The organism is Geoalkalibacter sp., assembly GCF_030604225.1.
GTDB lineage: Bacteria > Desulfobacterota > Desulfuromonadia > Desulfuromonadales > Geoalkalibacteraceae > Geoalkalibacter.
Map to the genome: position 1 here is coordinate 26,666 of NZ_JAUVWH010000002.1, position 16,174 is coordinate 42,839.

14 protein-coding genes are annotated in these 16,174 nt (G+C 62.0%); all 14 read left to right on the forward strand.

Annotation, left to right across the window (positions count from 1 at the left end; translation table 11 throughout):
* Nucleotides 1-30: 30 nt before the first annotated feature.
* Nucleotides 31-963: a phosphate/phosphite/phosphonate ABC transporter substrate-binding protein gene (locus QAT43_RS00590; protein WP_305041077.1), complete on the forward strand. Its 933-nt coding sequence runs from the start codon at nt 31-33 to the stop codon at nt 961-963.
* 5 nt (nt 964-968) lie between these two features.
* Complete coding sequence (locus tag QAT43_RS00595; protein WP_305041078.1) at nt 969-1,514, forward strand: hypothetical protein; 546 nt, start codon at nt 969-971, stop codon at nt 1,512-1,514.
* A gap of 12 nt (nt 1,515-1,526) precedes the next feature.
* Nucleotides 1,527-2,588 carry a YedE family putative selenium transporter gene (yedE, locus tag QAT43_RS00600; RefSeq protein ID WP_305041079.1) on the forward strand — a complete coding sequence of 354 codons (1,062 nt, stop codon included), beginning with the start codon at nt 1,527-1,529 and terminating at the stop codon, nt 2,586-2,588.
* Between the two features lie 30 nt (nt 2,589-2,618).
* Nucleotides 2,619-2,933, forward strand: a complete 315-nt coding sequence (locus QAT43_RS00605) for a GeoRSP system PqqD family peptide chaperone (protein ID WP_305041080.1) — start codon at nt 2,619-2,621, stop codon at nt 2,931-2,933.
* Complete coding sequence (locus tag QAT43_RS00610; RefSeq protein WP_305041081.1) at nt 2,926-3,930, forward strand: GeoRSP system radical SAM/SPASM protein; 1,005 nt, start codon at nt 2,926-2,928, stop codon at nt 3,928-3,930. The genes QAT43_RS00605 and QAT43_RS00610 overlap by 8 nt, the downstream gene beginning before the upstream one ends.
* A 255-nt stretch (nt 3,931-4,185) precedes the next feature.
* Nucleotides 4,186-5,118 (forward strand): SPASM domain-containing protein, encoded by a 933-nt coding sequence (locus QAT43_RS00615; protein ID WP_305041082.1) that lies wholly within the window; start codon nt 4,186-4,188, stop codon nt 5,116-5,118.
* 20 nt (nt 5,119-5,138) lie between these two features.
* A complete protein-coding gene (locus QAT43_RS00620) occupies nt 5,139-6,290 on the forward strand; it encodes an aminotransferase class V-fold PLP-dependent enzyme (protein WP_305041083.1) in 1,152 nt (383 codons plus the stop codon).
* 31 nt (nt 6,291-6,321) lie between these two features.
* Entirely contained in the window at nt 6,322-6,597 is a 276-nt protein-coding gene (locus QAT43_RS00625) for a hypothetical protein (protein ID WP_305041084.1), read from the forward strand.
* Nucleotides 6,598-6,643: 46 nt separating this feature from the next.
* Nucleotides 6,644-7,960 carry a PhoH family protein gene (locus tag QAT43_RS00630; protein ID WP_305041085.1) on the forward strand — a complete coding sequence of 439 codons (1,317 nt, stop codon included), beginning with the start codon at nt 6,644-6,646 and terminating at the stop codon, nt 7,958-7,960.
* 75 nt (nt 7,961-8,035) lie between these two features.
* Nucleotides 8,036-9,067 (forward strand): tRNA (adenosine(37)-N6)-threonylcarbamoyltransferase complex transferase subunit TsaD, encoded by a 1,032-nt coding sequence (gene tsaD, locus QAT43_RS00635; protein WP_305041086.1) that lies wholly within the window; start codon nt 8,036-8,038, stop codon nt 9,065-9,067.
* 27 nt (nt 9,068-9,094) lie between these two features.
* Complete coding sequence (locus QAT43_RS00640; RefSeq protein ID WP_305041087.1) at nt 9,095-9,577, forward strand: DUF2062 domain-containing protein; 483 nt, start codon at nt 9,095-9,097, stop codon at nt 9,575-9,577.
* Between the two features lie 10 nt (nt 9,578-9,587).
* Nucleotides 9,588-10,379 (forward strand): 16S rRNA (adenine(1518)-N(6)/adenine(1519)-N(6))-dimethyltransferase RsmA, encoded by a 792-nt coding sequence (gene rsmA / locus QAT43_RS00645; protein ID WP_305041088.1) that lies wholly within the window; start codon nt 9,588-9,590, stop codon nt 10,377-10,379.
* A 26-nt stretch (nt 10,380-10,405) separates the two neighbouring features.
* Nucleotides 10,406-11,278: a peptidylprolyl isomerase gene (locus QAT43_RS00650; protein WP_305041089.1), complete on the forward strand. Its 873-nt coding sequence runs from the start codon at nt 10,406-10,408 to the stop codon at nt 11,276-11,278.
* A gap of 121 nt (nt 11,279-11,399) precedes the next feature.
* Nucleotides 11,400-16,166, forward strand: a complete 4,767-nt coding sequence (locus tag QAT43_RS00655) for an NAD-glutamate dehydrogenase domain-containing protein (protein WP_305041090.1) — start codon at nt 11,400-11,402, stop codon at nt 16,164-16,166.
* Nucleotides 16,167-16,174 lie beyond the last annotated feature (8 nt).

The window sequence follows — 16,174 nt, forward strand, 5'->3', positions numbered from 1 at the left end:
ATCTTTCCACCCATCATGAAAAGGACAGCGATGAACGAAATTCTGCCGGTTCGGCGTGGCGCTTGGCTGCGCTTTCTGTTCCCGATGATGACCCTGGTCCTGGCGGTCGTGCTGGGTGGTTGTGAAAAGGCTCCCTCCGGGCCGGTTTATCGCATCGGCTATATGAACTGCAACAGCGAGGCGGAAACCATGCACCGCTTTCTGCCCCTGACGCGCTATCTGGAAAAAGAACTGGGGGTGCGCTTCGAGGCGATTCCCGTCGACACCCAGGATTTCGTCGAGCGCTACGAGCAGGGTGAGTTCGATTTCACCCACACCAACGCGATCCTCTACGTCATTCTCAAGGAAGAGCAGAATCTCGAACTGCTCGCCACGGAAAAGCGCGGACAATACGGCTCGCGCACCGCCGGCGCCTTGGTCGTGCGCCGCGACAGCGACATCCAGACCCTTGAGGACGTGCGCGGCAAGCGCCTGATCTTCGGTCCGCAGCTGGCGCTGCAAGGCTATGCCGCCCAGTACGATCTGCTGCTCAAGGCGGGCATCGATCCCGAACTGGATCTGGCCTACTACGCCATTCCCCATGGTTCCTTCAAGCACGAAAAAGTCATCTACGGCGCCTGGTTCGGCGCCTACGACGTGGCCGCCGCGCCGGTGCTCGATCTGGAGGTGATGATCGCCGAAGGCAAGATCGAAGCCGATGATTTCCGTGTCCTGGCACAGAGCGAGGTCATGCCCTATTGCACCTTTGGCGCCGCGCCGCGCGTGGACCCCAAACTGGTGGACAGGTTCCGCCAGGCGCTGCTCAAACTCAAGCCCGAGGACACGGTGGAGATGGACGGGGAGCGCATCAAGGTGCTCAACGCGGCGCTCATCGACGGCTTCGAGCAATTGCTCGACAGCGATTACGATATCAACCGCGACCTGCTGCGGCGGGTCAACATGCCGCCTTACCAGGAGTTTTGACGGGGATGCGCTGGGACTGGCATGATCGGCTGCACCTGTTGGGTCTGGTCGTTGTCGTGGCGGCAATGGCCTGGCTGCTGCTGGCCGGGGCGCCCGGTGATTCGGGCGCACGGCAGGCGAGCGGTATCGAGCGGGCCATGGAACGCGAGCTGGCTTATCAGGCGCGCGCCGCGTTTCTTCAGCAGATTTACGGTCCCGTTGAGGAACTTCGCCGGCAGGGGCAGGCACAGCAGGCTCTGCTGATGCTCGAACAGCTCAATCGTAATTACGCCGGCGAAGCTCATGGATACATACTCAAGGGACTGATTCTCCATGAACAGGGTGTCTTGGAAGAGGCCGTGGCAAGCTTTGTGCAAGGTTTGCGGCTCAACGGCGATTACGTCGATCAGCGTAGCCCCCTCAGCGAGCGGGCGCGGATCCAGAACGCGGTGGATGAAGGGTTGACGACGCTGGGCGCGCGTGCTCGGGCCAACCCCGACAACCTCTCGGTGGCCGCGGCGCTGCGCAACGTCTATTACCTGCAAAGCCGCCTTGCCGGCGGTTGTGAATGAGGACGGTGGACGATGCTGATGCAGCGTGAATTCTGGATGATCATGGCCGCCGGGCTGAGCCTGGGGCTCTTGGGAGTCCTTCTGGCGGTCTGGGGCAATCCGGAAAATTCGGGAATCTGCGTATCCTGTTTTCTTGAGAACAGCGCCGGTGCCCTGGGCCTGCATGCCAATGAGCGCATGCAGTATCTGCGGCCGGAATTGATCGGCTTCGTCCTCGGCGCCATGGGCAGCGCCCTGGTGTTCAGGGAATTTCGCTCGCGCGGCGGCAACGCCCCCCTGGGCCGTTTTGGCGCGGGATTTTTCCTGATTGTCGGCTGCGCCATCTTCATCGGCTGCCCCATCAAGCTGTTTCTGCGTTTGACCGCGGGAGATCTGACCGCCCTGGTCGCCCTGGGCGGACTGGTGGCCGGGGTGTGGCTTGGCTTGCGCAGTCTGGCGGCCGGTGTGCACTTCGGCATGAGCAGCCCGCAGCGTGGCGGTGCGGGTTTCCTGGTGCCGGCCCTTTTTGTGCTGATGCTGGTCTTTGCCTTGGCCCAGCCGGGGTTTATTCTCGCCTCCACGCGCGGCAGCGCCGCGCAGCATGCGCCCCTGCTGCTGTCTTTGGGCGCCGGCGTGCTGCTTGGCGTTCTGGCCCAGCGCAGCCGTTTCTGTATCACCGGCGGGGTGCGCGATGCCCTGGTGCTTGGCCGGCGCGCGCCGCTGCTCTGGGGCCTGCTGGCATTTACCGCGGCGGCCATTCTCGCCAATCTGCTGATCGGACGCTTCGAGGTGGGTTTTTACGGTCAGCCCGGGGCTCATCTGGAGCATTTCTGGAGCGTGCTCGGCATGGCGCTGGTGGGCTGGATTTCCGTTCTGATCGGTGGTTGTCCCTTTCGTCAGTTGATCAAGGCCGGCGAAGGTGATACGGATGCCGGCATGGCGGTGCTGGGCATGCTCATCGGCGCCGCCGTCGTGCAGGGTTGGGGCCTGGCGGGCACAGCCGCCGGAGTGCCCTTTTACGGCAAGGTCGCGGTTCTGGTCGGTCTGGCGCTCGTCTTGCTGACCGGTTTGCTGTTGCGCGAGCGAACCGCTTGAGAACGATTCTTTTAGGAGAAGAGGCCGGTTTTGAAACGTCCCCTGCGTAACCCGCAAATTGTCTGGCGGCATGAAAAGCGCCGCGAGGAAGAAATACTCAAGGCCCAGGAGCGCGGCGAAGCCGTCGAGGATCGCGGCACCGTGATCCTGATCATTTCCGGGATGATGCATCAGCTCAATCTGGTCGGCGGGCACATCTGGAGTCTTTGCGACGGCAGTCGCGACGTTGATGGGTTGATCGAGGCGCTGGCCGAGGATTTCGAGGTCGAGCGTGAGGAGCTGGTCGAGGATGTCCGGGATTTTCTCGCCGATCTGGAACAGCGAGGGTGGCTGAGCTATGTCTGAGGCCTTCACGGATCTTTTTTCCGCGCCCCTGACCTTCAACTGGACGCTGTCCTTTCGCTGCAACTTCGTTTGCGCCCATTGCTACAGCCGTTTTGAAGAGGGCGAGGAGCTGGATACCGCCGATATTCGGCGCATTGTCGACGTTCTCGCCGAAAAAAAAGTACCGTTCATCAATTTCGGCGGCGGCGAACCGCTGTTGCGTTCCGATCTGTTTGACATCGCCACCTATGCCGGGCGCCAGGGGCTCAATGTGTCCATGAACACCAACGGCTGGTTGCTTGATGGCGATGCGGCGCGGAGCTTGCAAGCTTCAGGCTTTAAGTCCGTCGGCGTAAGCATCGACAGCCATCAGGCCGCCCTGCATGACGACTTCCGCTGCCAGGCGGGCTCCTTCGCGCGGGCGGTGACGGCGTTGGATCATTTGCGGGCCGCAGGTGTCAAAACGACGATGAGTTCCGTGATTTCGCGGATCAACCACAAGAGTTTCCGCGATTTGCTCGACCTCGCGCGAAACCATGGGGTCACCCAGATCTACCTGCACAACTTCAAGTGCAGCGGCAAGGGATTTGAAAATCGCCAGGAACTCGATCTGACTCCCGAGGAGTGGCGCGACTTTTACGTCGAGGCCCTGATGGTCAAGGAACAGGTCAAGGATCTCGCCATTTCCTTTGACGATCCGGTCATCGCGTCGCTCCCGCAATACCGTGAAAACTCTTTGGTAAAGGGGAGTTCCTGTGGTAAGCTTTCCCTGCATCTGCGGCCCAATGGCGACATCACGCCCTGCGGTTTCATTCCTCTCGTCGTGGGCAATATCCTGCGAGATGATTTCGATGAGATCTGGTATCATTCGCCTGTTCTCAACGCCATGCGTAGCAAGGAAGCCAAGGGCAAGTGCAGCGGGTGCGCGGCCTTTGCCGATTGTCTGGGCGGATGCACGGCGCGGGCATTGGCGGTGACCGGCGATCTCGAGCAGCCGGACCCGCATTGCTGGAAATAAGCCTTATATTGTTGTTTGGGAGCTTTCCCGGAAAGGCCGGTGAAAGCATGAATACAGAGGGTCTCGCAAGAGGCAAAACAATCAGCCGGAAAGGGGAGAACATTATGAAGAAGTATATGAAGCCGCGGGTGGTCGGGTCTTCCAACGTCCATCCCTGCTGAAAAAGGCTCCGGGGGGCAGGAAACTGCCCCCCACCTTTTTCTCATCGCGGCAGGTGCGTGCCGTGCCCACTTTTTCCCCTGATATCCGCATTTCATGAGTCTTGACCTGCTTGACGCCCCCTTGCGCCTGACCTGGGACATTCATCGTCCCGGACGTTTCCTGCCTGCTTCCGACCTGTTGCTGATCGCCGACCGCCTGCGTGCCGCAGGAGTCTTCTTCGTGCTGCTTGATGGTCGTCCCCTGGCCCACGAGACCTGCGCCGAGCTGGTTGTCCATCTTGCCGGCGGCTGCCAAACCTCTCTCGTTGTTTCCCCCGAGGAAGAATATTGGGGCCGGCTGGGTTCCGGCTGGCCCCTGCGGGAACTGTTTCTCGATATCACGGAGTTTGCCGACCGGCCTGAATCCTCCATCGAAAATGCCGTTGCGGCGCTGCGCGCGCTGGGCTATGCTCCCTCGCTGTTGCTGCGACCGTCGACGCGCAACCTGCAACGCCTGCCCGCTCTTGCGGAGCTTTGCCGGCGGCTGGGGGTTGCCCGGCTCAAACTGCCCAATGCCTGGATTGCCAAAAAAGAGCACGATCCCGCTCGCCTGGACCTGCCCGGTCCCGAGGATGTCGAGGCCCTGCGTCGGTTGGTTGGAGAGGATGGCATGGCGGTGCGGCGCGACCTCGATATCGAGGTTCACGATCTGTTCATCTGGGAAATCCTTTTTTCCGGGGGCAACCAGGGACGCAGTGAATACGGCGGCTGCCAGGCCGCCAACAGTCTCGGCCATGTCGATTCCCTGGGCAATCTTTTCCCCTGTTCCTCCTGGCCTCTGGTCCTGGGTTCCCTGCTGACGACGGCTCTAGAGGATCTCTGGCAATCTCCCCTTCGCCATGGGGTACGAGCGGCCATCTCGCGTCTGCCCGCGGCCTGCGGGGATTGTCGCGATCTGCCGCTGTGCCTTGGCGGTTGCCGCGGCCTGGCGGAAACCTTTAAGATGAAAAGCGAAGGCCGCGACCTGATGTGCCGCGGCAGGCGCTAGCTTGGTTGGGACGGTCATTCATGGCGATTTACCTCGACAATGCAGCCACCTCCTTTCCCAAGCCGGAAGAGGTTCACCACGCCGTGTCCGCGACCTTGCGCAACACGGGCGCCAACCCCGGGCGCGGCGGGCACCACCTGGCGCTGGAGGCCGGCCGCATTGTGTTCGAGGCGCGCGAAGCCGCGGCGGACATCATCGGTGCTCGGGATGCCTCGCGCATCGCCTTCACCGGCAACGCCACCGAGGCGATCAATTTCGGCCTGTTGGGGCTGCTGCGGCCCGGTGACCGGGTCGTCACCTCGACCATGGAGCATAATGCCGTGACCCGGCCCCTGCGCGCCCTGCAGGATTTGGGCGTGCGCGTGGTCAAGGTGGCGGCGGATGGACGCGGCCGCATTGATCCCGCTGAAATCCGTCGGGCCTGCGCGGAAAAAACCGCGATGGTGGTGCTCAGTCATTGTTCCAACGTGACCGGCACTCTTCAGCCCATCGAGGAGATCGGCCCCTGGTGCCGTCGCGAGGGGATCGTCTTTTTCGTCGACGCGGCGCAGAGCGCGGGAATCTTTGCCCTCGACGTGGCTGACATGGGCATCGACCTGCTGGCGGCGCCCGGGCACAAAGGGCTGATGGGTCCGCAGGGCACGGGATTTCTCTACGTTCGCGAGGGTTTGGAGCTTCGTCCCCTGGTTTATGGCGGTACCGGTGCCAATTCCAGTTCGGACCTGCCTCCCGAGCAGATGCCCGAACGTCTGGAGGCAGGCACCCTCAATACGCCTGGACTGGCGGGGCTGACCGCCGGCATTCGATTCTTGCGGCGCGAGGGTCTGGCCGCGGTGCGCGCCCACGAGGCCGAACTGCTTGGCGAACTGATCGCGGGACTGTCCGCCATCCCCGGAATCAAGCTTTATGGGCCCCGCGATCCTCTTTTCCACGGCGGCGCCCTGTCCCTGACCCTGGGGGATTACGATCCGGCGGAAATCGGTTTTCTGCTGGACCGCGAATACGGTATTCTGGCGCGCGTCGGCCTGCACTGCGCGCCCGATGCCCATCGCACCATCGGCACCTTTCCCCGCGGCACGGTGCGCCTGAGTCCGGGATATTTCAACACCCTGGACGAGATGCGGACCGTGGTCGGCGCCCTGAGCGCCCTGGCGGCGCACCCGCCAGGTTGAGAGTGGTTTCTTTCGGTCAAGGAGTTCTTGCATGACGCTGTCGCGCTGCCGTCCGCTGTTGGCTGCCCTGGCCGCCCTCGTGTTGATCGGCTGTTCCCTGCCGCCGGAAAAGCCCCTGTCCCGTCAGGATCTGGCCCGAACCAACATCTATCGCATCTATCAGATCGATGATGCACCCGAGGCGGTGCTCAACGCCCTCAATCACCAGGGGGAAGTGGTCATCGAGGGCTTCTACCGCCAACGTCCCGTTTACATCAAGTTGCTTGCCACCAGCGACGGGATCGAAGTTTCGCACTACAACCGCTGATCCGCTTCATTCTCTCTCAACCCTTGCTTCCGGAAATGAGATTCTGATGAAGAAAGTCTATATTCTTGATACCAATGTTCTTCTCCATGATCCCGAGGCCCTGTTCAAATTCGAGGACAACGATGTCGTGGTGCCCATCACGGTCATCGAGGAAATCGATCGCTTCAAGAAGGACCAGAACGAAACCGGCCGCAACGCCCGCCACATTTCGCGCATCCTCGATCGCATGCGCGAGGACAATCGCCTCACCGAAGGTGTTGTCCTGGATACGGGCGGCACCCTGACGGTCGAAATCTACCAGGAAGAATTCATCCGCCAGTTGCCGCCGGAACTGCGCACCGAGCGCGGCGACAATCGCATTCTCGCCGTGGCCATGCAGAAAAAGGCGCAATGCGACTGCCCGGTGGTGTTCGTTACCAAGGATACCAACCTGCGCATCAAATCCGATGCCCTGGGGCTGGACGCCGAGGATTATGAATCGGATAAGGTGTCCATCGAGGAACTCTATTCCGGCACCGCCCAAGTCATGCTTAGCAAGGAGGAGGTGGACAAGTTCTACGGTCAAGGGTTTCTCGATCTGCCCGGCGCGTATCTGCCCAACCAAGGCCTGACGCTGATCGATGAAGGCAACCCCTCCCACACCGCCATCGGTCGCTACAGCAAGGCTCAGCAAAAAGTCGTGCCCTTGCTGCGCCCCCCCAAGGAGGGGCTCTGGGGCATTCACTCGCGCAATCGCGAGCAGCAGTTCGCCTTTGATCTGCTGCTCAATGACGACATTCAGCTCGTGACCCTGGTGGGCAAGGCCGGTACCGGCAAGACGCTGCTCGCCATCGCGGCGGGCCTGCACAAGGTCTCCGACGAAGGCAGCTACAGTCGCCTGCTGGTGTCGCGTCCCGTGTTCCCCCTGGGCAAGGATCTGGGTTTTTTGCCGGGGGATCTCGAGGAAAAGCTCGCTCCCTGGATGCAGCCCATTTTCGACAACGTCGAGCTGCTGCTGGGCAACGTCGATGAGCGTGGCAAGCGCAAGCGCGGCTACAAGGAGTTGGTCGACTTGGGATTTCTCGAAATCGAGGCGTTGACCTATATCCGCGGGCGCTCCATTCCCCGGCAGTTTCTCATCGTCGACGAAGCGCAGAATCTCACCCCCCACGAGATCAAGACCATCGTCACCCGCGCCGGGGAAGGAACCAAGATCGTGCTCACCGGCGACCCCTACCAGATCGACAACCCCTATGTGGATTCGTCGAGCAACGGCCTGACCTACGTTGTCGAAAAGTTCAAGGAGCAGGAACTCTCCGGCCACGTCATCCTGACCAAGGGCGAACGTTCGCCCCTGGCGGAACTGGCGGCGAATCTGCTGTAAATTGCTGTCCTTTGTCCTTGGTCCTTTGTTTTTTTAGACCAGTGACAAAGGACCAGGGACAAAGGACCGCTTATTATGCTTTTGCTCTGCCTTGAGTCGTCCTGTGACGAAACCTCCGCGGCGGTGGTGCGCGGCGGGCGCGAAGTGCTCTCCAACGTCATCGCCTCGCAGGTCGACGTGCATGCGCGCTATGGCGGCGTGGTGCCCGAGCTCGCCTCGCGCAAGCACCTGGAGGCCCTGCCGGTGGTGGTCGCCGAGGCCCTGGAGAAAGCCGGGGTGGACATCGGCGCCATCGAAGGGTTGGCGGTGACGCGCGGCCCCGGGCTGGTCGGCGCCTTGCTGGTGGGGCTGGCGGCGGCCAAGGCCCTGGCCTTCGCCCGCGGCATTCCCTGGGTCGGCGTCCATCACATCGAAGGGCACGCCCTGGCGATTCAGTTGGAGCGCGAGGTCGCCTATCCCTTCGTCAGCCTCATTGTGTCGGGTGGCCATACCCATCTCTATCGCGTTGACGGGGTCGGCCGCTACCGCACCCTGGGCCGCACCCTCGACGATGCGGCGGGGGAGGCCTACGACAAGGTCGCCAAGCTGCTCGGGCTGGGCTATCCGGGGGGCGCGGTCATGGATCGGCTGGCGGCCGAGGGCGATCCCGCAGCCATCGTGTTTCCCCGACCCCTGTTGCACCAGGACAATCTGGACTTTAGCTTCAGCGGCATCAAAACCGCCGTGCTCAATTATGTGAACCGCCAGAAAACGACCATCGAGGGGCAGCACCTCAAGGATCTGGCGGCGGGTTTTCAGCGGGCGGCGGTGGAGGTATTGACGGCCAAGGCTCTGCGGGCCCTGGACGCCACCGGCATGCAACGCCTGGTCGTGGCCGGCGGCGTCGCCTGCAATCGCGGCCTGCGTCAGTCCCTGCAGCAGGCGGCCGCGGAGCGGGGCGTCGAGGTCTACTTTCCCTCGCCGCTGCTGTGCACCGACAACGCCGCCATGCTCGGCGTGGCCGCGCAGGATTATCTACAGCGGGGCTATGCGTCGCCCCTGGATCTCAACGCCCTGGCCAGTTGGCCTCTGGATCGCGCCGGAGACGATTTCTCGCGGGACCTGTAATCGCAGTTTGCGGACGACAAGAGGACTATGTGGCGGCGCTGGGGTCTGATCCGACAGTTTAAGCTCAATTTCATTCGCTTGCTGCGCCTGCAGGGCAGTGCCGATGAAATCGCCAAGGGGCTGGCCCTGGGGGTGTTCATCGGGCTGACGCCGACCTTCGGCGTGCAGATGGTCATTGCCGTGTTCATGGCCATTTTGCTGCGCGAGAACAAAATCGCCGCCGCCATCGGCGTGTGGGTGACCAATCCCCTGACGGCACCCTTCATTTATGCGCTCAGCTATGAAACCGGCCGCCTGCTGCTGCGCATGGAGCGGGTGCACCTGCTGCAGGAATTCAACTTCCAGGCCCTGAAGAACTTCGGCTGGGATCTGTTTTTGCCTCTGACGGTCGGCGGCGTGGTTCTGGGGATTTTCAGCGGCGCCCTGACCTACGCTCTGACTTTGCGCCTGATCCCTTTGTTCAAAAACTGGCGTGTGCCTCGCTGGCCACGCCGTAAAAAGCGTGGGTAAAGGACGCAAGATGAAGGACGAACACCAGCCGCGCAAACGTTTCGGGCAGAATTTCCTGCGCGATCTTTCCGTCGTCGAGCGCATCCTTGAAGCCGCGCGGCTCGACCGGAACAGCCGCGTGCTGGAAATCGGTCCCGGCCTCGGGGCGCTGACGAACCGACTGCTTGAACTGGCAGGGCGGGTCGAGGTGATGGAGATCGACCGCGATTTGGTGGCCCGCCTGGAAGAGCGCGGCCATCCCCGCCTCAAGATCCATCAAGGCGATGCCTTGCACCTTCCCTGGAATGAATTGCTCCTTGAGCCGCCCTATACCCTGGTGGCCAACCTGCCCTACAACATCTCCAGCCAGATCCTGTTTCGCATTCTGGACCATCGCCACCTCTTCGGTCGTCTGGTGCTCATGTTCCAGAAGGAAGTGGGCGAGCGCCTGTGCGCCGCGCCCGGCACCGGCGAGTACGGCATCCTCTCGGTGCTCTGCCCCCTATGGTTCGATATCCGTCGGGTGGTGTTGGTGCGTCCCGGCGCTTTTTTCCCGCCCCCCAAGGTCGACTCGGTGGTGCTGTCTTTCGAGGCGTTGGCGGCCCCCCGGGTGGCGGTGGACGATGAAGCTTTTTTTCGTCGGGTGGTCAAGGCCGCTTTCGCGCAGCGCCGCAAAACCCTGCGCAACACCTTGAAATCCGCCGGTTTCGCCGAAACCGATCTACTCGCGGCGCTCGAAGGCTGCGGCCTCGATCCCCAGGCGCGGGGAGAAACCCTGTCCCTGGAACAGTTTGCCCGACTCGCGGCGGCCTTGCGCCGCTAACCCCCGTTCAGCAAAGGAGACTCCCATTGGATACCGTCGCCAAGGTCAATGGCCGACCCATCAGCCGCAACGAACTCGACAGCACCATGCGCGTCTACGCCCAGCAGATGCATCATAAGGCGGTCGAGCAACTCACCGTCGATCAGTTCCAGGAAATCCAGGATATGTCCATGGAAAAGCTCATCGCCCGGGCGCTGATCTTCCAGGCCGCGCTGGCCGCCGGCATCGTCGCCGCGGAAGCCCTGGTCGAGGAAGAAAAAGACAAGCTCATCGCCTCCTTTTCCAATGCCGAGGAATTCTATGCCAACCTGGAGAAAGCCGGGATGAGCCCTGAATTCTATCACCGCATGGTGCGCGAGGATCTGACCGTCAATCTCATGACCGCCGAAAAGCTCAAGGAGGTCGCCGAGCCCCAGGCGCAGGAGGTGGAAAAGATCTATCAGCGTTATCCGCGGAAAATGATCGAGCCTGAAAAAGTCCATGCCCGGCACATTCTCATCGCCGGTCAGGGTGACGAGCGCGAATCGGCCCTGGCGCGGATTCGCGACCTGCGCTCGCGGTTGACCGTCGCCGACTTCGAACGCCTCGCCCGTGAGTACTCCGATTGCCCCAGCGCCCAGGCCGGCGGCGATCTCGGCTACTTCAGCCGGGGTCAGATGGTGGATTCCTTTGAGGAGGCAGCGTTTCGCCAGCAACCGGGCGAATTGGGCGAGATCGTGGAGACGCCCTACGGGTTTCATCTGATCCTGGTGCTGGACAAAACGCCCGAGCGTCGGCTCGGTCTGGAAGAGGCTGAACAACGCCTGCGCGCTTTTCTCAAGGAAGAGGCCGAGGTGAAACTGCTCAAGGAATGGGTCGGAGACTTGCGCCGCCAGGCCGATGTGCAAATCCTGGTCTGAAATCCTGGCTTCCAGGGGTTGGCGGCGGTGACTTGCAAAGCCGGGTCGGTCTTCTATTCTTTTTAGAGAAGCTTCATGACCTTGCCCCGCCGCCGTCAACCTTCTGCCTGTCAAGGATGTCATGAAAACTCTTGCGGATTCGGATGCCCAGGATTCTGGTCGCGTGGCGGCCGAGACACTCACCACGGATATCCTGAAGAGACTTGACTCCCTGGCCCCTGCCGGTCAGGGAGAAGCTCTGCGCCAACTGGCGCTGGAATTGGAAGTCCACACCGCGCGGTCCTATTACCAGCATCTGCCCGCCGAGCGATTGGCGGGCTGGCTGGCGAAAATTTTCACCTTCATCGACGCGCGGCGCGAGGATGTCGCCCTAGCCCTGGTGCCCAGGGCAAGACATGGGCGCTGCTATCTGCTCACCAACACCCCCGATGCACCCTTCCTGGTCGATTCGCTGCAGGCTCTGCTCAATCGCCATCGTTTGCGTTTCCAGGTCATCAGTCACCCCATTCTGTCCATTCGTCGGCGGCAGGGCCGGATCACCGAACTCTCCGGCCGGTCCGGCAAGGCGCCCCGCGAGTCCCTGATCCTCATGGAACTTCAGGGTCTTCAGGAGAAGGCGCGGCGACGCCTGGAGGAAGAGGTGCGTGAGGTCTTCACGGCGGTATTGCGGGTCAAGCGTGATCAGCGCAAGCTCTCCGCCTGCCTGCGGCGCCTGGAAAAACTCGCGCCCGACGGGGAGGAACGCGAGTTCTGGAGTTGGCTGCGCAACGACAATTTTTTACCCTTCGGCTACCGCAACTGGCTGGTTGCCCAGCCGGGGGGCGCCGGTCAGGTAACTCTGGACGAGGAGCCCCTGGGTATTTTCCCGGGAGTGCCCGAGATGCGCAGGGGCGAAACCCTGCCTTTGGCGCGTTTCGGCAGCGAGGCCCATCGGCGCATCCTGCGTGACGGTGTGCTGGTGGTGGAGGCGACGGACAACCTGAGCCCGGTGCATCGCGGCGAGCACCTGCACTATCTCGGGTGGCGCGAACCCCTGGCGGACGGCGGTTGGCGCGAGCATGCCTTTTGCGGGCTTTTTTCCCAGAAGTTTCTCGAGGAGCCGACCTCTTCCATATCCCCGCTGCGGCGCAAAATCGAGCGCGCTCTCCAGGCCCTGGGCATTCCGCGAGGCTGCCACGACTACAACAAGGCCATCGACATCTTCAACACCTTTCCCAAGGTCGAGTTGTTTTTCATGGGAGCCGAGGCCTTGCAGGCGGCGGCGCGTTCCTTTACGTTTCTCTACCGCGAAGGGGCGGTCAAGGTGGTGCCGGCGCCAAGCCTTTCCGTGCATGGCCTGACCCTGCTGCTGATCATGCCCCGCGAGTTCTATGACCCCGCCCATTTCGATCGCCTGGACGCCTACATCCGGCGCTTTTTCCATGCCGAGGAGAGCCGTTCGCGGCTCATCCATCTGTCCAGCGACTACCTGAGTCTGCACGTGCGGGTGGCCTCCGTCGCCACGGACGCCCACCCGGATCCGCGGCGCCTGGAGCGCGGCCTGACGGAAATCGCCCGGCCCTGGGAGATGAAGCTGCGGGTCTTGTTGGAGCGACGCTTCGGCGAGGAACGCGGCGAAGTGCTCTTTGACCGCTATTGCCAGGGTTTTTCCGCGGAATACCGCACCCTGACCCATCCTCGTTTCGCTCTGCGCGATATCGAGGGCATGGAGGAGGTGCGCCGCGACGGCGGAGAGGTTTTCAGTCTCTGGGGGCCTTTCCATAATGATGAAGAGTTTTTCCGGTTGCAGTTCTACAGCCGCCGCGAAACCTATCTCAACGAGCTCATGCCCCTTCTGGAAAACATGCATCTGTGGGTCATCGATGAGTTCGATTACATCGTCAAGCCCGGCGACGAAACCTATTACATCAAAAGCTTCGCGGTGCGCTGCGGCGACGAGCGGGCGCTGCCGCTGGGACAGCTCAGCGACAAGCTGCTGGCGATGCTCAATGCGCTGCGGCGCCAACAGATCGAGAACGATAATCTCAACCGCCTGCTGGTTCTGACCGGCCTCGACTGGAAGGACATTGACGTCTTTCGCGGCTACCGCAATTACTATCACCAGCTTGGCGCCACCTTCACCAAGCGGCGTATCGCTTACGCGTTGATTCACAATTCCCATGTCGCGGATTTGCTTTTCCGCTATTTTCGCGCGCGCTTTGAGCCTCGCGCAGACTGGAGCGACCAGGCGCTGCGCGAGGAGCAGGCTCTCTCGCCTCTGCGTCTGGAGCTGGCCGCGGCGCTCGAGAAGGTCGCGGATATCAATGAAGACCGCATTCTGCGTATTTTTTTCAACCTCATCGATTCCACGGTCCGCACCAATTTTTTTTCGCGGCGCGATGCCGCGGAGTATTTTTTCGCGTTCAAGATCAGCGCCATCGGCATTATCGACATGCCGGCCCCGCGGCCGCTGTTTGAAATTTACGTGCATGACGCCGCCATGGAAGGCATCCACCTGCGCGGTGGGCGAGTCGCGCGCGGCGGCATTCGCTGGTCGGACCGGCCCGATGATTTTCGCACCGAGATTCTCGGCTTGATGAAAACGCAGATGACGAAAAACGCCCTGATCGTTCCCGTGGGTTCCAAGGGCGGCTTTATCGTGCAGACCCCTTACCGGACCCGGGAAGAGGGGGCGCGCCTGTCGCGCGCCGCCTATGTCACCCTGATGCGCGGCTTGCTCGATCTCACCGACAACCGCGTGGGCGGTCAGGTGGCGCGGCCCGCCGGCCTGGTGGCCTATGACGAGGATGATCCCTACCTGGTGGTGGCCGCCGACAAGGGCACGGCGCAGTTTTCCGATACCGCCAACGGCGTCAGCCGCGAGTATGGCTTCTGGCTCGACGACGCCTTCGCCAGCGGCGGCTCCCAGGGCTACGACCATAAGGCGCTGGGTATTACCGCCCGCGGCGCCTGGGAATGCGTAAAGCGCCATTTTCGCGAACTGGGGCGAGATATTCAGGCCGAACCCTTTACCGTCGTGGGCATCGGCGATATGAGCGGCGATGTCTTCGGCAACGGGATGCTGCTCTCCCGCCAGATTCGCCTGGTGGCCGCCTTCGACCACCGACACATTTTTCTCGATCCCGATCCCGATCCCGCGTCTTCCTATCGCGAGCGCGAGCGGCTGTTTCATCTGCCCCGCTCATCCTGGGAGGATTACGATCATGCCCTGATCTCCTCGGGTGGCGGCGTTTTTTCCCGCCAGGCCAAGGATATTCCGCTCTCGCTCCAGGCGCGTGAACTGCTTGGCGTGCGCCATGCCTACGTCGATGGTCAGGACCTGGTGCGGCTCATTCTGCAGGCCCGCGCCGATCTGCTATGGAACGGCGGCATCGGAACCTATGTCAAGGCCGCGAGCGAAAAGCACGAAGAGGTGGGTGATCGCACCAATGACGGCGTGCGCATCGATGCCGGTCAGTTGCGGGTGCGCGTGGTGGGCGAGGGGGGCAACCTCGGCTTTACCCAGAAGGCCCGGATTGAATTTTCCCTGGGCGGCGGACGCATCAACACCGACGCCATCGACAATTCGGCGGGGGTCGACTGTTCCGACCATGAGGTCAACCTGAAAATTTTCATGCAGGTTCTTGCCGAGGAGCAGCGCCTGGCCGACAGGCAGGAGCGTGACCAACTGCTGCGCGAGCTGACCGGTGAGGTCTGCGCGGCGGTGTTGCACAACAATTACACGCAAAGTCTGGCCATCTCCCTGGATTTGCGTCGTTGCCAGGAGAATCTCGCGCCCTTTACCGATCTGACCGAGCGGCTGACCAACGCTGGTCTGCTCGATCGGGTCGGAGAATGTCTGCCCACCGCCAAGGAGCTTTTGGCCCGGCCGGAAAAATCCCTGACCAGGCCCGAATTGGCCATTCTTCTGGCCTACAGCAAAATGCAGCTTTTTCAGGCCTTGTTGGAAAATGGCATCCGGCTCACCGATAACACCCGCGAATTTCTGGCCGCCTACTTCCCGAAGGCCATCCGTGAGCGGTTTGCCGAACATTTGGACCAGCATCCCCTCGCCCGGGAAATCGCCGCGACGGTTCTGACCAACAAGGTCGTCGATCTCGGCGGGTGCACCCTTATGCATCAGCTTAGTCGCCGCTCGGGTCGGGGCCTGGCGGAATGCGCCGCGGTTTTTGCGTTTTTTGATCTGATCCTCCAGGGGGACGCGCTGCGACAAGCGGTTTTTGCCCTCGACAATCTCATGCCGGGCGAGGATCAGTATGGGATCCTGCGACGCTATACCGAAACCCTTCAGGATCTCTGCACCTGGTCCCTGGAAACCAATCTGGAGACGTCCCTGGAGGATGGCGCCGTCCAATCCTGGCAGGAGCGCATCGCGGACTTTCTCAACATGCTTCCCGGCGTGGTGTCCGCCGTCGAATGGCAGGGCGCCGAAGCGCGGGCCGCCGACCTGGACAAGCAGGGTCTGTCCCGTTCCCTCGCGTTGCTGGTTGCCGGGTTGCCTTATCTACGGGATTTGCTGCCGCTGGTGGATCTGGTCCACGCAACGGGACGGAACCTGCACACGGTGACCTGTACCTACCGGGATCTGGGGGGCACGTTTGACCTCGTCGCCCTGCGTGGTTGGGCCGCCAAGGTTCCCCTTCGCGATCGTTGGGATCGTTTGGCCTATGAGACGTTTCTCGCCGATCTGACGACGGCGCTTTTCGCCCTGACCCGCGCCGTGCTTGAGGAAACGGACGGCAATGTGGAACGATTTCTCTCGCGCCGCCGTCAGAAGGTTCGCGATCTGCGTACCCTCAGGCAACAGATTCAGGCGTCCGAGCCGGCCAATTTTCATCCCTTCAGCGTCTGGGTGCGCACCCTGGGCTCCATTGTTCAGGCGCGTTGACCGGGACT